Source organism: Thalassomonas actiniarum, from assembly GCF_000948975.2.
Taxonomy (GTDB): domain Bacteria; phylum Pseudomonadota; class Gammaproteobacteria; order Enterobacterales; family Alteromonadaceae; genus Thalassomonas; species Thalassomonas actiniarum.
In genome coordinates this window covers 56,477-80,171 of sequence record NZ_CP059736.1, presented here as the reverse complement: position 1 = coordinate 80,171, position 23,695 = coordinate 56,477, and the positions used below count along the sequence as shown (strand labels likewise).

Genomic DNA, 23,695 nt, shown 5'->3' with positions numbered 1-23,695 from the left:
TTGGGGGAACGAGTTGTTTAGGCCAAGTTGTCAAATAACTTGCCTCCCCTTCCTTGAAAAAACCTGACTAACCATTGCTTTGCTGATAAATATTTAAGGCAGTCGCGGTATTGGTTAATCAAACAAACCCTATCATGAAAGCGCTTACATTTGTATCAAGACTTGAATATAAAACTGCTGCACCCGCTTTAAGGTACAGCAGTTTTGCTTATGGCTTTTTAATAAAGCCCGAGGGAGTTTTTAGTCGGACAGATTTGGCTCCGGCCGCTTAGGTGTGATCACCAGCTCTGCCTGATTGACAACAATACTGAGCTTTTGCCCGACAGGGAAACCGGCCAGACGCAGCCATTTTCCCCTGAGTATCACACAGGGTTCAAGTTTGACGGGCACATAGTTAATGCCTATGCCGCGGGTTTTTGTCGCCGTGTTGCAAACGGTTTCCTGTACGGTAAGTTGCCGATAAATGGGATATTTTACTTTTGCCGAGGCAGGCTCTGGCGTATGATGATATTTAGCCATGACGTACTCCTGTAGAAGTTCGTTGTGGTTAGCGACCTCTGGGTGTGCTACCACTCAGGGGTTGCGACTTAAGTTACTACGTTTGCTTTACCTTTTGCTTGGTTGTAACGCCTGTTATTGCAGCAGCTCATTGGTGGCAGTGTTGCAATAACTGCTCTCCTTTGGACTTGGATAGCATTATTAATCAAAGACCAATTTGCGGGGAAATCAATGGCGAATTGGTCTTTTTTTTGGGGTGAAATCTAAGGCTTGTTTGCGGCTTTTTACTTGTGAAAATGATTAAATGAATATTCAATCATATATCAGCCATTCTATGGGCAGAATGTAGAAGTTGCTGGTATTTAGATGATTGAAGTTCAATAAGATTTTGAATATGTTCTTTGACGGTTTGATTGGTTGAGACATCAATAATGATCATTAGCCAGCTGTTTATTTTTTCATTGATGTCGGCACTAATAGCAAGCACATCATCTATGGTTACATTCGGCTGCTGCTTTAGGGTTCTAATGTAGTTTATCGACTTATTCTCGATGTCCTCATCAAGCCATGAATCGAGAACGCTCTTTGACTCTGTTTTTATTAACCCGTTAAGATATGAGATGGCATCGGTTTGTTTCTGTATAACAAAATGCACAAAGATGCGTGTTCTCTCATCCGTTATATTTGCTAAAAAATATTCATATAAACACGTTAGCTCTTTATTAATATCAATAACGTGTTGGTATACTTCTTTTAACTGATGAAATCTCATACTTTACCCCTTTTGATATATAAAGCAGGACAGCAATCTTCCTTTGGTATCTCGACAACTTATCATGGATTGGAGCCTTTCATTGAATGGTGACAATGACATAACAAAATTCATCTGCAACATAGTGAGAGTTTCTATAAAGCAATATCAAAGTAGTCAATTTGACTTTTTATGGGCAGTCACCTGAACAGTGCATTGTCATAATGACAACCCGATAAGGAACTTAGTTAATGCGCTATTAATAGCCCCTATTTATAAAAACTTGTCAGGTAACAATTGTTTTTTTTATTTTCTTAAAGCCACATTTAGCGCATCTATTGCTGCCGACCAGTCAGAATCATTTATCCATGCATCTTTGATAAACTCTTGTTGCCAAGGACTTAAAAAAGGGGCGCACTCTAATGAAACACTTTGATCGAGCGTATGGCTGTTGATAAATATTTCTATTTCACTTTCAGTGTTTGCCAGGCCAAGCTGACTGAACAGCTCTGCCATTGTTTTATGACCTAATATCATTTTGATTTCCTGTTGAGTTAAATCAAATGAATACTTGCATATTGAATACCACTTTAATAAACCGATACTGAAAAATTAAATTCAGGGTTTTAAATGGCTAAATCGCTGGGGTTGGTCCTGTATTTTGAAAAGTTTTCTCTTTGAAGATAGCAATGATTTGCAACAGCAAAGCCGGACAGTCAATGGTTAGTTCTAAGCTAAACAACACAAACGCAGCGAGCATCCGGCCAGTATTTATTGGTGGTGATATTTGAGCGCCTTGATACTTATTGAGCCGCCCCGAAGTCCGGCACTTAGCTAAACTTCAAGGCAAGCAAACGCAGAAGGCTCAATGAAACGCTATATTAATTTCTCTCCATATTATTGTGGAACTGACTTACCCGTACGATTAGCTATTGCTATTAATGATCTCACCCGCAGCCATTTCAATAACATTATCCTCAGGTTCAATAAGGTCCAGGTGATGGCTGATCATAATAACCCGCATTTTATCCGCCAGTTTCCTGAGCAGAATCATCAATTCCACTTTATTGCTGTCATCCAATGCCGAGGTGGGCTCATCCAGCAGCAATACCTTGGCTTGCCGTAAGATAGCCCTGGCTATGGCAAAACGCTGCTTCTCTCCACCGGAAAACTGATGGCTTTGTTCAGACACCATAAGCCTGAGATCATGATTAATACGCTCTAGCCAGGCATGTAAACCTACCGACTTTAATGCATTGAAAACTTCATCATCTGTTAATTGTTGTTTAAGTCCTAAAGTCAGATTGTCGCGGATACTGGCATGCAGCAGCTTCGGCTCCTGATCAACCCAGGCTATCGATTGGCGAACCGAGGACAAGTTATATTCATCTAATGTTTTGCCGTTGATGAATACACTGGTATGGGTTTCGGGATAAAAACCTAAAAACTGATTGAGTAAAGTACTTTTACCGCTACCGCTTTCGCCTAACACAATGGATAAACCACTTGCAGGAAACTGGTAATTCACTTGGTTTAAAATGGTTTTGTCATCGCGAACAAAACATAGGTCTTTCACCGCCAAATCGGTAATATTTTCTAACACCAGCGGCGCTTCTGAAGGTTCTGTGGGCAAGCGGCTGATTTCCGATAAACGCGTTGCTGCGCCGCTGGCTTTATTCAGGTTACTGAAAAACATTGCCATCGCCATTAGCGGGAATGTCAGGCCGAATAAGTACAGCAGAAATGCCGTTACTGTGCCTAAGGTCATAGTGCCCTGTTCAAGCCAGTAGGCGGAAAAGGCTAAAATGGCGATCATGCTCAGCATCAGTACCAGGTTCGAGATAGGCCCGATCAGGGACAGCACTTTAGTGGCCCGCATTTCCTGGGTAAAGCATTCGTCAAGTAAGTCCTGGGAGCGCTTGTGCAGTTCGCCCCCGGCATTATGGGACTTCACCAGTTTGCCGTAGCGCAGCCATTCGGTGACATGTTTTAACAGGTTGGCTTCTGCCGCCTGTGTGGCCTTACCGATATTATTCATCATTAAGGCTATCGGCGTGATTAAAATAAAACCGGCCAGGACACAAGTCACTAAAACCAGGGTTAAGCGCCAGTCTAAAACAAACATAATAGTGATCACCGCTACTAAAGATATCAATCCGCTGAGCAAGCCAGTAAGATCTTCCGCTAATACCGATTTAACCTCTTTTGAGTCGTTAACGACCCGCGCACTCAGCTCGGCGCTGTGCTCCTGATCTAAACTTTGGCTCTGGCTGTGCAGCAGGCGGCCAATCAAACTATAACGCAAGCGAAAACTTATTCGATGGCCGAGCCTGCCGCCAAACCAGGCTAATACCGCCTCAAAAACGGCGGTAAATAAAACCAGGGCAATTAAACCTAATACCACAGCAGTGCCGACACCGTTGGCGCCGATAGAGTCTATTAAATGACTGGAGTACAAAGGCAGTACCAGTTCAAGCGCCGTAGTAATAACAACCAGTAAGCCTAAGTAGACAAATGATTTTCTGTCGGGCTTATGCGGAGAAAGCAGTTGCCACAATGACTGGGTATCACCCGATGATTTATCCATAAATACCTCTTTCAAATGACCATACGGTCAACGAAATGACCAAGATGAACCTATCGTATTGACCACTTGGTCACATGTCAACTGACTTATTGGTCATTTCCCAAATTTGTGGCACAATACGCCCGCAATCTGATCAAGGAAATCATCTGTATTATGTCGACAGTAGCGACTTCAAAACGTGAACTTATTATGGCGACGGCAAAGTCGATATTTATCGAAAAAGGCTTTCGCGGCACCACCATAGCAAATATTGCCGATGCCGCCGGTATTGCCAAAGGTTCGGTTTATTCATACTTTTCCAGCAAGCTCGACATTGTCAGAGCATTGTTTTTACAGTCCGATGAAAAAAACCAGTTTTTAGTCGATCAGCTGTTGGAAAATGAAGATAAAAAAGGCGTATTGTTACTGGAAGCATATTTGATACAGGAATATCAGGAAGTATTGAATGAAAGGTCATTCATTCAAGTATTTTTAACTGATGATATGATAGTCATGGACTCGGAAGTGATGAGCGTGGTGCAGGAATGCCGTATAAACTACCATTTGTCACAACAAAAAGTGCTGCTGCAGGCTTATGGCAAAGATATCAGCCCCTGGTTATATGATATTGTTTCCCTGGTAAACGGATTACTGCAGGAATACACGGTTTATTTAACCTTGGACGATGCCGACTTCTCAATAAAACGCTGTGCGCATTTAGTGGCATTTTGCCTGGACAGTGCGATAACCGCGTTAAGCAACTCCACACTTTCGCCGCTATTAACCAAAGAGAATTTCCCGCTTACGCAAAATATAGATAATGAACAACACCAGCGGAAAAAGGCTTTGAAACTGCTGGAAACGATTAAACGCGAGGCCGAAGACATGGCGGCCAGCCAGAAAAGTTTAGTGCTGGAAACATCATCCCTTATTGAAAATGAGTTGTCACAACCTGCGGTAAACTCAACGTTAATTCGCGCCCTTATCGCTAATTTGCGCCCGTATGCCGAATTAAATGTGTACCGCAAACGCCTTGCCGATGCCTTGGATGTTGAACTGATCTAAGACGGTGGTGGTTGCCGAAATTAAGCCGCTGCACCTGTTCTTGGTACAGTGGCTTAACTTATGGCTTTTCCATAAAGCCCGCAGCAGTATCGGCGGGCGGGTTTGGCTGGGGTACAAACAGTTTTTGAAATTTGCTGAAAAACATATGTTTACCCTGCCTCTTCGCCGGCATATTTTGCTATTGGGCTGATGATTTATTCCCCTGATATCAGCGGCTATTTATCAGGCTAATGCCAATAGCCTGATGCTCTCAACTACCTGCTCTGGCTGCATGCCGCCGAAATTTGCTAAAAAGTTAATATGTTTAACGCCAATGTTTCGGTAATGTTGTAGTTGCTCACTAATTTGCCCGACTGTTCCGAACAAGGCGGTATTATTGGCGACCATGCCTTGAACCTCAGAGCGAACTTCTGCCAGGTTTTTATCCTGTAGTGCCGGGGAAAAGTTTCTCAGTGAAGTGGCCGCAGTTTCAATGGCCCTTTCTTTCGTTTCTGCCGCATAGGCATATACGGTGACAACAACTTCGGTCTCTACCTCTGCCGCAATGCTCTCGGCTTTACCTTTGTTATGTGCCTCGATGATCTCTTGCAGCAACGACAGGGTTTTTCCGCCGGGAGAGACTATGGTCATCACCGACTGGCCGTTTTTACCCGCACGATATGCAGAGTCAGGGGTTACTGTCGCAATATACAAGGGCGGCATGGGCGACTGTAAAGGCCGTATATTCAGGGAAGACTCGGCTTCAAGGTCATGGTGTGTCCAATAACCAATGATGGCCTCCAGGCTTTGGCTGAAAGCGTCGCGGCGATTTTCAAAGTCGATGCCCATATGCTGGTATTCGGTAGCTACCTGGCCGGTGCCAACCCCCATATTCAGGCGACCACCGGAAATGACATCAACCATAGCGTAGTTTTCTGCCGTTAAGGCGGCATCACGCATAGGTAAAACAGCAACCGCCGGTCCGAGGCGAATGTTTTTGGTACATTGCGCCAAAGCGCTTAACAGTACTGCCGGATTGGGAATACTGCCTACGTTTTGTAAAAAATGATGTTCGCCGACCCAAAAGCAATTGTAGCCGAGCTCGTCAGCCAGCTGAGCATATTTGCGGGCTGCGCCATAGATGTCTGCAGTTGACAGCTCTGATATGCCTGGGTGGTGATCTAGCGTTGAAAATATTGATTTATACATCAGGGTCTTCCTCATTTAGCTGCTTGGTCAAAATGAAATAAATGTCGATTTGAAAATTTTTCTCTCCTTGTTCATCAGAAAACCGGGAGAGCTGCGAAGCTTAAAGGGTGAACCTGTAGACAGGTCAAACAACCATGATAAAAAGCTTTATAGCTGACTTAGGCCTCGCACAGCTTGATGAAAAAGCGGTTGACCTGTCTATGGCTTCATACTTTAGGGTACAGGCTTACTTATAGACGGTTCATTACCTGCGAGGAATATCATGAGCAAAACAACACTGGTCGGCAGCCTTTATGCTTTAAGCATTTTTTTTAGCGGAAACTTATACGCAAATCATCATGAAAGTCCGGAAAATTCTGACTTTTCACATATTTCGGGAGCTGGTTTCTCTAAAGAAAATGCACTCACTATCTCTCGCAGCGGTTCGTTTGAAATAGAGATAACACCTGAAAAAGCATTGCCTCTGTTTACCGGCCCCGGCGAAAGACTTTGGGTGCCGGGGTGGGAGCCCGTTATTTTAAGCGGCGACGGATTTGAACCAGATACCGTATTTTTGACCGGGCATAACGGTAAAACAACCTATTGGCAGGTGCTAAATTATGATAAACAAACTAAACATGCCCGTTATCACCGCATAACCCCGAAGTCAGATACCGGGACAGTTGATGTATTATTAAAAGCAAATGGCAGGGGCGGCTCAACAGTTCATGTTACTTATAAATTAACGGCGCTTACGCCAATGGGGAATAAAAAGCTGCTTAAGCATTACGATCAGGCCAGTTATGCCAAAATGATGGTCGAATGGCGGGACTTGATCGTCAGCCATGTGGATAAAATCAACCGGCACCTGTAACCGTCAATAGTAGCTAAGTCGGCAGAAAAAAAGAGTGAGGAGTCACCTATGTATACGGTTAACCAGTTAGGAAAGAAGTATGATCTGTCGCGAAGCACTTTGCTGTATTACGACAAAATTGGTTTATTAAAGCCTTCAGCCAGATCTGAGGCTAACTATCGTTTGTACTCCCAAAGTGATGTTCAGCGCATGGAAAAGATCGCCACGTACCGGGAAGCCGGTCTATCGCTGGAGTCGATCGCCGATATTCTCAATTCCGGCGAGACTAAATCGACCAAAGCGTTAGAGCAAAGGTTGATCAACCTTAACAGTGAAATCAGTAAACTAAGACTGCAGCAGCAATTAGTTGTCGGGCTGTTGGGGCGTGATTCCTTGATAAGAACGTCAAGAACCATGAATAAAGAGCAGTGGGTCAACATCCTTAAAGCCTCGGGCATGGATGCCGAAGCCAGGCACCGCTGGCATGTTGAGTTTGAAAAGGATCTGCCGGAAATGCATGCCGACTTTTTAGAGTCGCTGGGCTGTAAACCGGATGAAGTAGAAAAAATCAGGGCCTGGTCAAGGCAAGACACCAAACCTTAACAAAACTTGCTGGTACGGTGGAAATAAAATTAAACTTTTAGAGCTGATAATCGCTTTTAGCAATTGCGGCGTGTTTTTTACAGAGATAAAAGAGCCACTGTGGTAAAGGATGATTCTGGCCAAGGGCTGACTGCGTTTTTATGAAATTAAATTTGTCATCTCGGTATAGCTCTTCCATTCCTTTCAAGACAAATAGAATAATAGCTTTAAGTGCAAGCGTCGCCATTAGAATGTTCAAACTTGTTCATTTCACATACAATAGCCCAAAGAAACATATAAATTTTGTCCTGTATATGAGTGCTAAAGGTTTTACTCTAATAGAATTGGTTGTTGTACTTGTACTTTTAGGTATCTTAGCCGTAACAGCCCTGCCCAGGTTCATCGATTTAACAGGTGATGCCAGAGCTGCTGAAATGCAAGCACTTCAAGCAAGCCTTAGCAGTGCTATTGTGATGGCGCATGCCAAAAGCATCATCTCAGGGAGCACTAACTCTGTAAGCGATATAAAAATTGGCGACACATATTATGCCATTTATAACGGTTATCCTGATTTTATTGAGCGAGGAGACGGTTCAGAGCAAGGGAAAGGCTTAGCAATTAACAGTTTAGTCGAATTTGATACTGACAATATTACTTTTGATGGCAATTTTTCGCCTGCTGTTTTTGATCATACCCAGGCGGCCACACCACATAAATGTCGAATAGAATACTTCCGGGCTCAAAATGCGACAACCCCGGCTGTTTTAACTGCAAAATTAGAAGATTGCAGTTAAAAAACAGGACTGAAAATCACCGTTTGACCTGTCTATTGCTTTAGGGTGTAGAGTACACATCGTAATTTTCCTTTTATGTTAATAACGAGGTCATGATGTCTACCCGTATCCTGGGATACGGGGTCCTTTTATTAGCCGGTGACTTGCTCACACTTTAAATTGCGAAAGACTGGTGTGCAGCTGCTTGATACATACCGAAATAGACATATTGGCGTCTGAGGTTTTTCTTGCCCCTTCGCTGGTGGTAGCCGCTATGTTTTGTATGGTTAGTAAATTACGGTTTATTTCTTCTACCACTGTGGATTGTTCACCTGTGGCGTTAGCAATATGGGCATTAAGCTCGGTAATATTGGAAACGGCATCAAAAGCACTTTCAAACGCTTCGGTAGTTTCTGTGCTTTTAAGCAAGCAGACTTTTGCCCGCTCGCTCCCCTTAACCATGCCGTTAACGGCATTTTTTGCTTCACCTTGCAAACCTTCCACCAGCTGCTGGATGTCCAGGGTTGAACTTTGCGTGCGCTGCGCCAGGTTACGTACTTCGTCTGCAACCACAGCAAAGCCGCGTCCGGACTCTCCTGCGCGGGCAGCTTCTATAGCCGCATTAAGCGCGAGTAAATTGGTTTGCTCGGCAATGCCGCGTATGGTATCGAGCACTGTGCCTATCCCTGTGGTTTTCTCCGCGAGTCGCTCGATAATTTGCGATGCATTGGTTAATTCAACCGATAACTGCTCCATGATATTATGACCGGCTACCGCAGAGTTATTGCCCTGCTCTACTTTTTCACGCACCCCTTCTGCCGCTTCAGATGCCCGGCCGGTATTTTTTGACACTTCCTGTGTGGTCATATTCATCTCGGTAACTGCCGTGGCAACCTGCTCTGTTTCATTACGTTGTTTTTCTGCATTATCAAGCGTTTGTTCTACAACTTCATTGGCGGTGCCGGATGATTGCGCCAATTGTTCGGCCGAGGCATTTATTTCAGCAATGATATTTCTTAGTTTTTTCAAAAAAGCATTAAAGGCTATTGCTGTCTGCCCGGTTTCGTCGTGGGTATGCTCAGGTAATGTTTGACGTAAATCGCCTTCCCCTTGGGATACATCGGTTAAACGGGCATTGAGTAAGTGGATTGGTGTGGTGATGCTTTTAGCTACCTGGTAAGGCAATATCATTGCCACAATACAGGCGATAACGAGCCAGACCACAATTTGTACGATACCGCTTTGTTCGTCATGTTCGGCTTGCAGGGCGGCTTGGGCGGTAAAATTTTGAATTTCATGTACAACACCAACCAGTTTGTCATTTATTTCGTGCTGCATCTGCTCTGTCGTACTGGCCATTTTAATGGCGGTGGAAAGCTGCCGGGACAATAACAAGTCAATTTGTTTGTCTATGGCCTCTGCCAGCTCGAAGTGATCTGCTTCGATAACGGTTAATTGTCTCTGTAAGGATTTAAATTCAGCTGTAACTTCTTCGGTATGGGCAATTTTGAGGATGCGGCTGATAAAGTTGAGGGTCTCTTTTAATTTCGCTTTATCATCCAGGGTTAGCTGCTTAATTTCTTCTATTAATTGCTTGTAGTCATCGCCGGGAACACTGTTATCCAGCAGTAATATGGCACTTTTAAACATTAACTTTTCAAAGAGAATGCTTTGTTTTAATTGATTTTCGGTAATAATGGATATTTTATTGGTTAACGGGATGTCTTCTTCTGCAATGGTAACGAGCTCTGCACCTATCTTTGCCATTTGCATATAACCGATTAAACCAACGAGCAGGATAAGTAAAAACTGTATTGCTCCCATAAAGTAAATTTTGTGAGAGATTTTAATTTTTAGCATAATTACAGTACCTTAATTGTTTATCGCTTTCTTGATTAGTCAAAAAAGTACTTATCTTTCCACAGAGTACTTTAACCTTTTGTATTGAAAAAATATGATTAATATGGCTTATTTTCGTTATGCTTCCCAGCAGCACAGTGACCTTCCTGGTTGATTTACACAAATGCCCTTTCAATTTTTAGTTGTATCAATGGAAAGGCTAACAGAACCTTTGTTTTTACTGAATTTAATTCTTAATGATATAAGTGAATATTTATGTTCTTATCATTATCAGGTGAATAAACCAATATATTAAGATTGATATTGGTTTATTTAGTTACAGGACAGTATTTATTAATAAAATCAATAACAAGTAATTTGATACATTTATGTTATCTACTGAGACTTCATGTCACCCACAAAAGTTTATGCCAGAACAGCTATTATTGCCAAGGTAGAGCGTACCGTTATTCGAAATGAGCAATTGCGACTGCATTTCATAACAATCTACACTTTTTAATTGCTGAGTACGCGCAGTGAATACAGCGGGAAAACAGAGGGTAATAACAGGTATCGGAAAGCAAAATTTGAGACTGTTGTACCTGAGTTATAGCGAACTCCGCTGTCTGCAAAAATAACGATGAAACAAGGGAGCTCAGCTTTTTATATTTATCAATTTTTTTTGGGGTAGGTACTCGCTTATTTTCCGGGGTTAAGCCCTAATATAAATTCTTTAAATCATGGCGGATCACCGAATGAACCAAAGGGTGAGATGCTTTGCCCAACAATCCTTTGCCGTTGATATGCTCAGCCATGACCCTGGAAAATGAACTCAACTGCCCGGCATGTTTGTGGTTATCTGCCAGCCATACCAAGGCACTGTTCAAGCTTGCCTCTTGCTGAATGACTATCCGTTTAACAACTACGGCAATGGCCAGCAAAGGTGCTTTGTTTTTTATTGCCATGCCCGATAATACCCGGCTGTCAGCTGTTAAGCTCGCCTCTCCCTGTACTGTTAAGGTGAAATCGCAACCCGGGATAAGAAAAGACAGCGACACAAATTTTTGCTTGAGAATATTACGCAAGCTAATCGCCACTTTATTACCCGGCCATTCAGGTATTAATAAAATATGGTTATCTTGTACTTTGACAAAACCGGCTTGGCCGCCGCGGGGAGAAAGCTCGGTGGCTTGCCGTTCATTTTGGCTCAGCAATAGTAAATAAGGGGCCAAGGCGATCATTCCTATGGCATCATCGGTGAGCGTGGTGGTGTTAGTGTTAGCAAAAACTTTTGTTTGCATGTCTGCTGTTTGCACCGGCTGCCACAAACCCGCCCTGACGGCGGCCCGCGAACATTGAAAATAAGCACTGAGCACATTGAATGTTATGGTTTGCGTGCTTTCACCTGTGCCGGTTTGCATATTTGCCTGTGCAAACCCATTTAAACGCAAGCCATGACCTATGCCGGGAATAAAAAAGTAGAGACTGCAGCTATTCTGCTCAGTGAGCAGCCCGCTTAGTTGCCCGTTATTAAAGGCTGGTTGGCTGGACTTGGCGGGCAGGCAAATATTCAGGGCTTCGGGTGTGACAGACAGCAAGGTCTTTTCGTTTAACGCGAGATAATAAAACCCCAGGGCTGGATGTGCGAAGGCGATGCAGGCGAGTGTTGCCTGGCCCAGGTATTCGAGACAATAGTGATCTAGGGTGGTTTGAATGCGCTTATCCATACGTTGATGGTAAGGCGGAATAATTTTTCTTAACTCTTGTTCATTGCAAATATCTGCGGTAAATGACATCAGCAGCCTCCTATTTTTTGTTTATTTATCTTAAAGGCATTGTTTTGCTTAAGTTATGTCCCGGGGCTTCAACTTTGCGGCTTTTTGTGTCAATTTAATCAAAACCTTGTCAGTGGCTGGTAATAAAGGGCTTATGCTCAACAAGAACAGTAAAAACATGTCAGAAAAGTCTGTGTCAGCCATTGCCGTGATTGACCTGGCGCGTCAGTTATTGGCGTTAAACATCATCAGGCGACAAGATATTGAGTTGATCGCTTTCCCACTTCACCAATATTTCACTGACAAGTACTGGTCAGAGCCGGCCTCGGCGCTAGTGCAGGAGCAGCGATCACCTGAGGCATATCTACTGCGCTTATGGTTGCTGGCAGAGGAAAATGCTTTACAGCCAGGTTTTGGTTTAACCATAGGCAGCACGGTGAATGAGAAAGCCAAAGGTATTTTGGCCAATTGGATTTCTCAGGCGGCTACGCTTGCAGAGGTATTCGACATTTTTAACCGCCATATTATGTTACTGAACCCTTCGGAAAGTTGGTGCTTGTCGAAAAAGAAAAACAGCTATGTGCTGAGTTTTAAATTTCTCGACAGCAGCTACCCCGTGGCGGCAATCGAGCGGAGTATGTCGGCCTTACTGGCCTGGGCAGGTTATTTTTGTGGTTTTACCATACCTGTGATCCGCGCCGGATTTGCTTATGCACGTCCTGAACATCACAATGATTACGATAAGATTTTTGGTAAAGAGATTCGTTTTAGTGCCGGATCTAATTATCTTGTGCTCTCCCGGGAAGTGATGCGTTTACCTATCCCCCATGCCAATCCATACCTGAAGCAAGTTATTGGTGAGCGGGCGAAATCTATCTTGCATCAGTTATCGGCTAACAAAAGCCTGTCGGAGCAAATAAACGTTTTATTATCTTCCGACTTGCGCCGTTATTCTCAGCAGCAATATGTTTGTGAACAGCTGCATATGAGCCGCTCTACCCTATACCGTAAACTCAAAGCCGAGCAGACAAGTTTTAGCGAATTACTGGATAAGGTAAGAAAGAGCATGGCCCAACGGGGAATTGAAAATAAGTTAACCGTTGAGCAGCAATGTCAGCAGTTATGTTTTTATGACAGCAGCAGCCTTTACAAGGCATACAGGCGCTGGTCTATATCGCCATAACCGGCTCCTCCAGGATAAAGTTATTACGCCGGGGTTAAAATCCACAGCACTGGCCAGCCAAAGGCGATGTATAGCCGCTACTTTTTAGCTGTGCAGGTTTGTGGATGTCCCGCATTGCGTGTTTTATTCGCTAAGGGCCTATTTTTTGTGTGTCCATATCTGCTTACTCTGTCCTGATTTTTTACTTTTATATCAAAGACTCTTCTATCAAGCTCTTGCGCCTTCATCATTTTTATTACAGAATGTTTTCAGTTGGTCTACATGAAATTTTCAAAGTTGGCCGTAAGCAGTTGATAAATGATCATTGAAGTACATTTGACACTGAAACAGAACAATCATCCAATTATTGATCCGTTGTAACAGCACACCCTATATACGGTTAGCTTGAGATCGTTCCTCAGTTATTCACTTTTTTAATTTATTTAGCCAATTTCCGCTTTCAACATTTGCTTTGATTTTTACCTTAGCCGACGACGGCTTTCCCTTGTTTTACTCAAGAAAAAGCATAGGGGAAGGCTATTTAGATTCGATCTTTACGTTGTTTTTATTTTACTTAACAGGAAAATTATCATGTTATTCAGATCTAAGACTGTTGTTGCCACCTTGCTGGGGGTTTGCGCCTATGCTGCCAATGCCGATCAGCAGATAAGCTATCAACAGGGAGTTAATGGTTATGATGGCGCACTTTCAGTGATATTCGATGGTGGCCGTCACCAGAGCATAGACAAAACGGCTCATTATTTCAGATACAGCGGAGTTAACCGACGTTACAATATTGAATATTTCGACCTCGGCGACCTTAACCGACAAGGCCGGGTGCTTGATGCCAAGTTAACATTTTATCGGGTGGGCGGCTGGGCCTATACTACATCCGATATTGACGTTCGCCAAATACTGGACCCGGATAACCTGGGCGGGGGTTATGCCAGCGGCTGGAAACTGGCCGAGGGATTTCGCACCGGCGCAAACCTGGAGTCCAGGGATGACAGTACAGGCACAGATATCAAATGGCGCTTATCGGATCCCGACAGCCCGGAAGATCTCAATGCCGATTATTTTGCAGGGGTTTTACGCAGCGCTGATGAAGCACCGGCGTTCAGCCCGGCACAAACAGATGCCGTCGGCAGCGCTTACACTGTAGATGTCACTTCAGATGTTCAATGCATGCAACTGGGACAATGTCCTAACCACGGCTGGGCATTAACCCATGCCAGCGATGATGCTAACATCCAGTACTTTACCGGCACTTCACATCACACGGAAGTCCAGTACCGACCGCAATTAACCATCACCTTTGCCGACGATGAGTTGGAGCCTTTGGTTTTACGCTCAGAGCCTAATGGTGCGGCTTTTTCATCAACAACACAAAGTGTTGATTTATTACTGGAAACGAACGAGATTTCTCAATGTCGTTTTGACCGTTCACCCTATGCCAGCTTTGAGCAAATGCAATACTTGCTGACAGCTTCAGCCGACGGCCTGACGCACCAGGCCAGCTGGCCAAATGTAGCAGCTGACAATGCTTACCTGCTCTATGCCCGCTGTCAGGATGAAGCAGGCAATACCAGCCAAACCCCTCATGTATTTTCTTTCAGCCTTAACGCTACCGATACCGATGGCGGCAGCAATGAAGGTGGCAGCAACGAAGGTGGCAGCAACGAAGGTGGCAGCAATGAAGGCGGCAGCAATGAAGGCGGCAGCAATGAAGGCGGCAGCAATGAAGGCGGCAGCAATGAAGGCGGCAGCAATGAAGGCGGCAGCAATGAAGGCGGTACAGAAGAACCAGCCCCAGCCGGACCCGGTGTCACCCTGAACTGGCAGGCGCCGACACTCAATGTTGATAATAGCGCCCTTGAAGGCATCGCCGGCTACAAAATCTATTACGGCACGGTTCAGGGCAGCCCGGATACTGTGGTTACCGTCACCGATCCCCAGCTTGAAAGCCTGACACTATACAACTTAGCAAACGGTGAATATTACTTTTCCATGAAAGCCTTCAGTTCCACAGGCATGGAAAGTGAAACTTCCGCTGAGTTCTATTTTCAGGTCAGCAATTAGATTCTCCCTATATTTTATTAAATTTTTTAAAGGCGTTTTAGGATGAAGTCAAAAATATTATTATCCCTGCTCGGTTGCTGCGTATTCAGCCAGGCCTATGCTACAGAATATTTCGTTCGCCCCGACGGCGGCACCTTAAGCCAATGTAACGGCACTGTAGATAAAGCTTATAATGAGGCGGCACCAGACGGTTTATGTGCCGTCAAACATATCTTCGAATTACTCGATCCACAAAAAAAAGTCGTTCATATTGCCGGTGGCGATACCATCAATATCGCCAATAATGCCGACGGTTCAGTTGCAGAATATGAGCTGGGCCGCCATGGAGAATATATCAGCGGAGGCTGTCATGACGCCTGGGCCTATGACTGTGTCATGCCAAGCATTCCCTCCGGCACCGTCGCCAACCCGACCCGTATTCTCGGCGAAGGCTGGAACCAGGGCTGTAGCGCGCCGCCTTCGTTATGGGGATCGGGCCGGGCCAAACGGCTTCTTACCCTTGACGGCAGCGAAAATGTAGAAATGTCATGCCTGGAAATCACAGACCACAGCAGCTGTATTAAGGCCAGTGGTTTTCCGGATGCTTCCCTGGTTTGCGATCGCTCCAAGCCCTATGACAAACCGTTTGCCGATACCGGGATTTACCTGGCGGATGCCGACAATATCAAACTTACCGATATCCGTGTCAAAGGGCTTACTACCGGCATCAGTGCGGGGCGTTTAGGTGATGTTACCCTGGAAAGGGTTGAATTATTCGCCAACTCAGGGGCCGGATGGAACGGCGATATCCTCGGTGAAGACAATGTCACCGGTACCATTACTTTTAAAGACTCGGCAATTACCTTCAGCGGCTGTGGATTAATCTACCAGCCGGGTAGTGATAACCATGATCAGCCGCATGCCTGTGCCAAGCAGGATCTTGGCGGTTATGGCGATGGCTTAGGCACCGGGCAAACCGGTGGCGACTGGGTCTTTGAAAACACTAAGATAATGTATAACAACAGTGACGGTATCGACTTGCTTTATCATGAGCTGGGCGGTAAAATTACAGTTAAAAACTCCCGTATTGAAGGTAACGGCGGCAACCAGTTAAAACTCACCGGCAATGCCGAACTGGTTAACAACGTGATTATTTCCAACTGTGGCTGGAACACTGATCAGGATGCGGCACTAGGCGCCAACGGTGAACACTGTCGCGCCGCCGGCACGGCAGTCATTGTTGGCTGGGCGGCCGCCGATGATAAAAGCGTACTTTTGAACAATACCCTGATTTCTGAAGGTGACTGCATCATCTCTGCAAATGACCGGCTGAAAATGGGTATTGATAATCAGTCATTGTATGCGGTTAACAATATTTTTTATGGTTTGATCGACGAAACGCCGGGAGATGCGCAAAACAGCTGCTTGTATTTCCATAAAGAAGGGCTAAATTTCCCCAACCGTCAGGTTCACAACAATATTATCCATCAGGTGAAAAACTTCGGCGAGCCCTGTAATGCGTTTAACAACAATGTCCCAACCGGGGATAACGCCAATGAAGGATTTTGTACTATCGTCACTAACAGGGATGAAAATAATATGCCGACCTATTTTAATGATGCCGATTACAGCATAGCCACCAACCCTCACTTTTTAAGGGTAGATCCCAATATCCGCCACACGGCTTACGATATTAAGACCATGGAGCTTGAAGCAAACAGGCCTTATCCGAAGGATAGCCAGTCACCGGCTTATAACCAGGGTTATCAAGGGAGTGTAGGCGGTGTCGCCATTCCGGCCACAGACTTTTTAGGCAACCCGAGAGGTTCATTGCCGGATATTGGTGCGGTTGAATACACAGTGTCACCAAAAGCCCCTTTGATTATCAGTATCGTACCTAAAAATTAACGCCAGAAGGCGGTATCATGAAAAGTTAATTTTCAGATGAACACCACTTTGCTATGGAGAAAAGAAAAACCGCTCCCGGGTTTCCCGGAAGCGGTTTGTTATCATCGGCGAATAAATAACCATGACATCAAAGATGTCCGATTGAATTATTTTTTTGTGTAAATAACCTGGTTGACAGGGGTAAAGCTGCTGCGCCGGATTTTAAATACGCAGAATTTGCCTGCAAAAATCTGATTGATAACCACCAGCTTTTTCATTATGCAAGTTTATGCTTGTCCCGCATTGCCTGGCCCTTGTGTTTTATCCGGGCAGCGGCTTCACGGGTAATTCCAATAGTTAAGGTATTCACTGCTAATATCATCTTTATTCCTCATCTTATTGTTAGTTTTGGCTACTGCTGACAGGGAAATATTTTCACTAAAGTTTCAAAGAGAATTTTTTTCAGCGGTTTGTTCTCCAGCTCTGCAATATTTAACGTCTTGGCTATTTTAGACGCTATCGCTTTACGGTCTTCGCCATTTTCAAGGCAAAACTGATAGCTGATATCATCAAACTCGCTGGAGAAACGGCGCGGCAAACGGGTCTGATACGCCCTTTGCAAAAAGGCATTGGCTTTCTCCTGGCCCGCATAGCCCGGCTTTTCATCAACAACTGTGGCGCTTTCGGTAAACACCGCAGCATCAATAAAGCCGTCGATATAAAGCTTGCAGGCATTAACATGCCCGACATCCCCGCCGCCCTGGTAAGCCCTGCAAGAGTCGATAATTTCGGATTTATAATCGGCCCTTGCCGCGAACGACATTGCCGACAGCAAACCCACAAGCACTAACACCCGGGCTTTATTTATTCTGTTATTCATTTGAGGTAATTTCAGAACCATGACCAATCTCCACTGTTTTATTTAACTTGCCGTTATTTGACTGAGTTTTAGCGAGCTTCGCTGATGAATGGCGGATCACTAATGCGCCGGCCAAGGCGGAGCATAATGAGCCAACCAGTACACCGACTTTAACCTGTGTCTGATACGCCAGCCCCTGCTCTTCAAAGGCCAGGGAGCCGATAAATAAACTCATGGTAAAGCCGACGCCACAAAGCAAACACACCCCGTATACTTGCCCCCAGGTGGCGCCTTGAGGCAACTTACACAATTTGAGTTTCACCGCCAGGTAGCAGGCGGCAAAAATCCCCAGTTGCTTGCCGATAAACAACCCGGCGATAATGCCTATGGATATCGGTGTGAACAGCTCATCGACACCGGCGCCGGTGAGCGAAACCCCGGCATTGGCAAAGGCGAACAGCGGCAATACGAAAAAGGCGATCCAGGGGTGCAGGGCATGCTCTATCTGGTAAGACATGGATGTGCTTTTTTCCCGGGCGACGGGGATAAACCAGGCCACGGCAAACCCTGCCAGGGTGGCATGTACGCCGGATTTCAGCACCGCTGCCCAAACCACAATCGACACCAGAATAAACGGGGTTTTGTTCGACAGCTCCATGCGGTTAAAGGCGAATGAAATAGCCAAACCAATACCGGCAATCATCAAAGAGGTGGTGGACAGATCCTGCGAATAGAACAAGGCGATAATAATGACGGCGCCGATATCATCGATGATCGCCACCGACAGCAAAAACAGTTTCAGCCCCGGCGGCAGGTGCTTGCCGAATAAAATGAAAATCCCCAGGGCAAAGGCAATATCGGTGGCCGAAGGTATGGCCCAGCCGTTCATGGCCTGCATATCCTGATAATTAAAAGCGGCGTAAATTACCGCGGGCACGGCAATACCGGCAATGGCTGCGGTAAAAGGCAAGATCACCTGATCCGGCCGCGACAGCTGTCCGTAAAACAGCTCGCGCTTGATTTCCAAACCGACGACAAAGAAAAACAGCGCCATCAGGCCGTCGTTCACCCAGAGTACCAGGGGTTTGGCAATGGCAAAGGTGCCCAGTTGAATACTCACCGGAAACTCAAGGAAAGACAGATAGCCCGCCATCAAAGGGCTGTTCGCCAAAAACATTGCCAAAACGGCACTCAGCACCAGGATGATGCCCGGACTGGCATCATTTTTCATAAAATTCTTCCAGTGAAGAATCAGGGTACTCTCTGACATAGCCTTCCCTCTCAGTACTGAAAATTGATAAGCAATAGTTATAAGACAGGAATAAAACAATAAAAAGTCGAATGTAATTGACATATAATCAACTAAAAGTTGATAGTAGGTTAATTGTTGTCATACTGCTTACCAGGGTTTAGAGAAAAAATTACACGGGGTTTATGATGACCAGGCTCAATTATCACCACCTGCAATACTTCTATATCATTGCCAAAGCAGGCAGTATCGCCAGGGCCTCGGAGATTTTACATATCACGCCGCAAACCCTAAGCATGCAGTTGACGACTTTAGAAAATCAGCTGGGATATCAGCTATTTGAACGCAGAGGAAAAAAACTGGTGTTAAACGACATCGGCCATATCACCTTAGGGTATGCCCATGAAATTTTTAACCTGGGAGATGAACTGGTTAACTCGATCAAGAACCACTCAACCGACTTTGCCTTCAGCTTTGCCATCGGCGTCACCGATATTATCGCCAAAGTATTTTCCTTTAATTTTCTCAGGGAAATTTACAAAATGGACGATGCCATCAAACTGGTGTGCAAAGAAACCAGTTTGGAAGTACTGCTGGGAGAGCTGGCCACCAACAAACTCGATGCCGTGCTCAGCGACACGCCCCTGCCCTCGAACTCAGCGATCAAGGCCTATAACCACTTAATTGGTAAATGCGGTATCACTTTTTTTGCCGCCACCGAGCTGGCAAAGCAGTTACAGGACGACTTTCCCCAATCCCTGAACAACCAGCGTTTTTTTATCGCCGGGGAAGGCAGCAACCAACGCATGAACCTCTTGTCCTGGTTCGAACAAAACGATGTCACGCCCTTGATCATCGGCGAGTTCGACGACTCGGCTTTAGCCAAATATTTTGGCCAGGCGGGCTACGGGGTATTTTGCGCCCCCAGCATTATAGAAAACCACGTGGTGGAACAGTTCAACGTCAAGATATTAGGCCGCACCGATGAAATTCACGAAACCTTTTACCTAATTTCCCCCGAGCGCAAGGTTAAGCACCCGGCGGTTCAACATTTACTCAGTGCCGGTAAAGAGCTGTTTAAAAAACCTATGATATGAAACGCTAATTTCCCTAATAGTGCATCGAATCTGCGGGTCAGGCTATAAAGGTAAAACTACATTCTCTTACAGCACTTACTGTTATTGATGTCAAGGTTGTCATATCTTAATAAGCAGTTGATTTTAAAGCGGTTCTTAAGATTGTATATAGAAAGCCCCAGGGTACTAGGCTCAAAAAAGGTAACACTTCCTCATTGCCTGATAGATACTATCAAAGTCTAAGTATAACCATTTGTATTTAAATGGTTATTTTTTTTCCTTAAATGTTATTGTTCAAAAATTGACAACTTCTTGCGCTAACCTGTTCCTCAGTTAATACAGGTGTTTTGCTTGGGTAACAATCAGCTATTGTTCCCCGACAAGTATTCACAGAATGTTGAACTTGAAAAGGAACAGAAGATGAAATCATTAGAAGTGTTGGCACAGCTTCACCATGACTTAGGTTTAGGCGAATTGGTGCTGGACCACAACGGAAGAAGCAGTATCAAAATAGAATCCGATATTATTGTGACCTTCGAACTTGATGTTGTCCTAGACCAAATTGAACTCATCTCCATTGTGCTCAAAGAGCCATTTAACGATAAAGCAGCCTTGTTTTCCCGTTTGCTGCATGACAATTTCCGCTCAAACTTAGCCGGCGCCAGGTTGGCGCTGGACAGCGCTCAAGAGCAGGTTTTATTGTGCCAAACGTTAACCTCCGAGCATATCAGCCACTCGCATTTTGAATTGGCTGTGGCCCGGTTTGTCACTCTGTATGAAGAATTTCGTGACAGCCTCTGCGCTGATAGCGATATAGCCGTATCAAACCAGGGTACAGAGAACACAGCGCCATTAGCTAATGCTTTTGCTGACATGCCCATTGGCATGGTCCAAGCCTAGGGGAGCTGATAATGGATACTATTAATCAGGTATCGGCATTCAAGCAAACCTCTCTTGATGCCCAGTATCAAGAGGTGAAAGCACTGCTGGATGGAAAATCGGTCACTTCAGCACAGACGCCGGACATTGGCAACCGCGAGGGGCTTGCCGAGTCCGGTGTGCGCACCATGCGGGATCGTTTGCTGGAGTTGGTCGATTCCCCACGCATTGGCGATGATGTACCCATGGAAATTGTCGAATCCTCCATGAGTGATACTTCCTCCAGTGCAGGCATAACAAAAGCACGATCCATTGCCGCCGAGATCATCAAGGAAAACGGCACCATTGACAGGGATAAACTTACTACGGCAATCGAACAATTAGAAGCTGATCTTGTTAATCCCAAACAGTCAAAACGCATGGCCGCCATGCTGACCAAGCTAAAAGACAGCGATGAGTTAAAGACGGGATTAACCAATGTCTGTAAAGATTACAACCCCCACAACAGTGCCAAAAATGCCATCCGCCAGACATTAGGATTTGGCATCACAGCCTTTGTAGACAAAACGGATGCCAGACGGGCCGCGTTAACGGCCTTTATGTGCGATTTACGCCAGGGCAGTGCCGGTAGCTGCTTTGGCACCTCTACAGCCATTCTTGTCAAAAATCATAAACCGGAGCAGTTTATGACCGACATGAAGTCGTTAATGGAAAAAGGCTCCCTGACCCGTGGCGGCATTGAAACCCCCATCAATATGTCGGTGAGCAGCAAGTCGTTAGAAACGAAATTAACCATCAATGCCGATGCCCAAGTCACCAAAATGGACGAAAAAGCGCTCGATGAGGCGGTGGGCTTACTGGACAACCCCAGCTTTAAAAGTGCCATGAAAGCCTCCGGCATCGCCGCAGAATCTCAGCTGCAAAAAGTCAAAGATGCCATTACCGCATTAAATACCGACGCGGCAGACACCATTGACATCACGGCGGAAAAAATATTGAAACAGGTATTACGCACTAAGTTTGATATCAGCGCCGAGCAACTGGCGCAGGTAAAATCTGATTTAGCCGAAGGCAATGATATCGACGGCGCCTTATTGCAAAAAGCCAAAGGTTATGCCAAAGCCTGGGTAGCCGCCAACAGCCTGGCCTCGGCTGAAACCGACAACCGGTTGCTGCGCGCCTGGGAATACACAATATCCTCGATGGCAGAGCACGGCACCGCAGACGAATTAGCCAATAACAGCTTCTATCAAATGATGTTTGGCAGCCTGGACAGCACACCAAAACTCAGCTTAGACGCTAAAGCGACCGCGTTAAAAGACAGCTATGACATAGAGTTAGATGATTCCCTTAGCGAGCAAGGGGTCAGCGACGCGCTGGTGAGCCAGATCCAGGCCAAGGTCAAGCAACATGTGCATGTACTGTATAACGCCGACTATCAAGCCGGTGACGGTTTATCGGAAGACGGCAGCTCAGACCGCGGCGGTTTCCAAATGCAATTTTCCCCGTCAGGTGAGCGTCTTAACGACTTAGTTTCAATCGATAATAAGCAGCAGTATAAAGAGATGATGCAGTCGCTTATCGACAAGGCGGTGAGCGAATTAAAACAAGATGAAAGCTATGCCGATGACGACACCGCCAAATCCTTTATTACCCAGCTGGGGGCAGGTCTGAAAGCCTATGCCGGCGACGATGACTTTGTCGTCTACAGCCAGGCAAAATTGAAATCAACAGCCCCTGATTCCAAAGAAGATAATTATGAGCCATGGGGGATCAAATCCGGCGCCAATACCCGGGTGACCATGCAGCATTACTTTGAACTGGACGACAAACCGACACGAGTAACGCTGGGGGATACAGATCAAGGCCCGACCCTGGACTCGTTAAATTTTATCGTCACAACGTTAAGAAGTATGAATGATGACAGTGCATTGGAAAATAAGCTGGCAGCCAATGAAAACTTCTCTGTTCCTATCCAAACCGGACACCATGCGTTTTTACTCAAACTCAACCCGGAGTTAATGGCGGGGGTGACCTCAGATGATGGTGTTTCCGACTGGCTGACAGACACTTTCGGCGATGGCTATGACTTAGGTGTCGATAACATAGATGACTTCGGCACAGGAACCCGAAGCGACATGTTAGGGTATGCCCGAACGGTGCTTGCGAACTTACCGGACATCACAGATGATTTTAAAGCAAATATCAAAGCTAAAGTTGAGCACGCTATCAGCCTTGAAGATGACGTAGACGACGATCTTAATTTTCATGATGTTGTCATTGATAATATAAAGAGCGCCATGGATAAATATTTTAAACAGTATTCAATAGACCGCAGTGCAAACAGTAAGTTAAGCGTAAATCAATTGAGCAACTCGGATCATTTATCCAGTGATTTACTCGATGAAGCGCTTTGGAAGTCACGTGACAGCCTGGGCAACATGTTGCCAGATGCAGTAACTGTCGTTGTCGCAGATACCAACTGGGGCACAGGCGATAACCATAAACAATTTGCCTATACCTTGAGTCCGCAAAATAGTACCGTAAAATTTGTTCAGATAGATGAACATGGAGCTATGACGACTAAAGATGCCGATAAATGGTTTTCAGAGTCCACTTCAATTCTCACCGACATGAGCCAATATAGCTAGGAGGC

Annotated in this window: 19 protein-coding genes; 10 read left to right on the top strand and 9 right to left on the bottom strand. The window is 45.3% G+C overall.

The annotated features are described in order from the left end of the window. Positions 1-240: 240 nt before the first annotated feature. The 4 genes from SG35_RS28965 to SG35_RS28950 all read right to left on the bottom strand — a co-directional run bounded on the left by SG35_RS28965 (position 241) and on the right by SG35_RS28950 (position 3,836). Positions 241-519 carry a SymE family type I addiction module toxin gene (locus SG35_RS28965; RefSeq protein ID WP_044832650.1) on the bottom strand — a complete coding sequence of 93 codons (279 nt, stop codon included), beginning with the start codon at positions 517-519 and terminating at the stop codon, positions 241-243. Between the two features lie 295 nt (positions 520-814). Next, positions 815-1,270, bottom strand: a complete 456-nt coding sequence (locus SG35_RS28960; RefSeq protein WP_044832649.1) for a hypothetical protein — start codon at positions 1,268-1,270, stop codon at positions 815-817. 285 nt (positions 1,271-1,555) lie between these two features. Beyond that, a complete protein-coding gene (locus SG35_RS28955) occupies positions 1,556-1,786 on the bottom strand; it encodes a DUF2789 family protein (protein ID WP_044832648.1) in 231 nt (76 codons plus the stop codon). A 388-nt stretch (positions 1,787-2,174) separates the two neighbouring features. Continuing rightward, the gene (locus tag SG35_RS28950; protein WP_044832647.1) at positions 2,175-3,836 is read right to left on the bottom strand and encodes an ABC transporter ATP-binding protein; all 1,662 of its coding nucleotides are present in this window, start codon (positions 3,834-3,836) and stop codon (positions 2,175-2,177) included. A gap of 153 nt (positions 3,837-3,989) precedes the next feature. Between SG35_RS28950 and SG35_RS28945 the strand changes: the two genes are divergently transcribed. Further along, complete coding sequence (locus tag SG35_RS28945) at positions 3,990-4,880, top strand: TetR/AcrR family transcriptional regulator (RefSeq protein WP_044832646.1); 891 nt, start codon at positions 3,990-3,992, stop codon at positions 4,878-4,880. A 222-nt stretch (positions 4,881-5,102) separates the two neighbouring features. Here SG35_RS28945 and SG35_RS28940 read toward each other — a convergent pair whose 3' ends face one another. After that, positions 5,103-6,068, bottom strand: coding sequence for an LLM class flavin-dependent oxidoreductase (locus tag SG35_RS28940; protein WP_044832644.1), 966 nt, complete (start codon positions 6,066-6,068; stop codon positions 5,103-5,105). A 262-nt stretch (positions 6,069-6,330) separates the two neighbouring features. On the opposite strand from SG35_RS28940, the gene SG35_RS28935 reads away from it, so the two are divergent. The 3 genes from SG35_RS28935 to SG35_RS28925 all read left to right on the top strand — a co-directional run bounded on the left by SG35_RS28935 (position 6,331) and on the right by SG35_RS28925 (position 8,276). Next, positions 6,331-6,921, top strand: a complete 591-nt coding sequence (locus tag SG35_RS28935) for a hypothetical protein (protein WP_053043000.1) — start codon at positions 6,331-6,333, stop codon at positions 6,919-6,921. Between the two features lie 48 nt (positions 6,922-6,969). Further along, positions 6,970-7,503 (top strand): MerR family transcriptional regulator, encoded by a 534-nt coding sequence (locus SG35_RS28930; protein WP_044832643.1) that lies wholly within the window; start codon positions 6,970-6,972, stop codon positions 7,501-7,503. Between the two features lie 140 nt (positions 7,504-7,643). Next, positions 7,644-8,276: a type II secretion system protein gene (locus tag SG35_RS28925; protein ID WP_274055519.1), complete on the top strand. Its 633-nt coding sequence runs from the start codon at positions 7,644-7,646 to the stop codon at positions 8,274-8,276. 147 nt (positions 8,277-8,423) lie between these two features. Here the strand turns inward: SG35_RS28925 and SG35_RS28920 are convergent, their stop codons facing one another. Together SG35_RS28920 and SG35_RS28915 are read right to left on the bottom strand one after the other, a co-directional pair. After that, positions 8,424-10,115: a methyl-accepting chemotaxis protein gene (locus tag SG35_RS28920; protein WP_053042998.1), complete on the bottom strand. Its 1,692-nt coding sequence runs from the start codon at positions 10,113-10,115 to the stop codon at positions 8,424-8,426. Between the two features lie 698 nt (positions 10,116-10,813). Further along, positions 10,814-11,890, bottom strand: a complete 1,077-nt coding sequence (locus tag SG35_RS28915; RefSeq protein WP_044832641.1) for a PNPOx family protein — start codon at positions 11,888-11,890, stop codon at positions 10,814-10,816. Positions 11,891-12,047: 157 nt separating this feature from the next. Between SG35_RS28915 and SG35_RS28910 the strand changes: the two genes are divergently transcribed. From SG35_RS28910 to SG35_RS28900, 3 genes are all read left to right on the top strand, one after another. Then, positions 12,048-13,052 (top strand): AraC family transcriptional regulator ligand-binding domain-containing protein, encoded by a 1,005-nt coding sequence (locus tag SG35_RS28910; RefSeq protein WP_160298283.1) that lies wholly within the window; start codon positions 12,048-12,050, stop codon positions 13,050-13,052. A 570-nt stretch (positions 13,053-13,622) separates the two neighbouring features. Then, positions 13,623-15,110 (top strand): hypothetical protein, encoded by a 1,488-nt coding sequence (locus SG35_RS28905; protein WP_044832639.1) that lies wholly within the window; start codon positions 13,623-13,625, stop codon positions 15,108-15,110. A gap of 42 nt (positions 15,111-15,152) precedes the next feature. Further along, positions 15,153-16,997 (top strand): hypothetical protein, encoded by a 1,845-nt coding sequence (locus tag SG35_RS28900; RefSeq protein ID WP_044832638.1) that lies wholly within the window; start codon positions 15,153-15,155, stop codon positions 16,995-16,997. A gap of 391 nt (positions 16,998-17,388) precedes the next feature. Here SG35_RS28900 and SG35_RS28895 read toward each other — a convergent pair whose 3' ends face one another. Both SG35_RS28895 and nhaA read right to left on the bottom strand, forming a co-directional pair. Then, complete coding sequence (locus SG35_RS28895; RefSeq protein ID WP_044832637.1) at positions 17,389-17,856, bottom strand: hypothetical protein; 468 nt, start codon at positions 17,854-17,856, stop codon at positions 17,389-17,391. Further along, on the bottom strand, positions 17,849-19,105 hold the full coding sequence (gene nhaA, locus SG35_RS28890) for a Na+/H+ antiporter NhaA (protein ID WP_084692708.1): 1,257 nt from the start codon (positions 19,103-19,105) through the stop codon (positions 17,849-17,851). The genes SG35_RS28895 and nhaA overlap by 8 nt, the downstream gene beginning before the upstream one ends. 164 nt (positions 19,106-19,269) lie before the next feature. Between nhaA and nhaR the strand changes: the two genes are divergently transcribed. The 3 genes from nhaR to SG35_RS28875 all read left to right on the top strand — a co-directional run bounded on the left by nhaR (position 19,270) and on the right by SG35_RS28875 (position 23,690). Then, positions 19,270-20,181 carry a transcriptional activator NhaR gene (gene nhaR / locus SG35_RS28885; protein ID WP_084692707.1) on the top strand — a complete coding sequence of 304 codons (912 nt, stop codon included), beginning with the start codon at positions 19,270-19,272 and terminating at the stop codon, positions 20,179-20,181. A 399-nt stretch (positions 20,182-20,580) separates the two neighbouring features. After that, positions 20,581-21,060 (top strand): type III secretion system chaperone, encoded by a 480-nt coding sequence (locus tag SG35_RS28880; protein WP_044832635.1) that lies wholly within the window; start codon positions 20,581-20,583, stop codon positions 21,058-21,060. Between the two features lie 11 nt (positions 21,061-21,071). Then, positions 21,072-23,690, top strand: a complete 2,619-nt coding sequence (locus SG35_RS28875; protein ID WP_044832634.1) for a hypothetical protein — start codon at positions 21,072-21,074, stop codon at positions 23,688-23,690. The last annotated feature ends 5 nt before the right edge of the window (positions 23,691-23,695 follow it).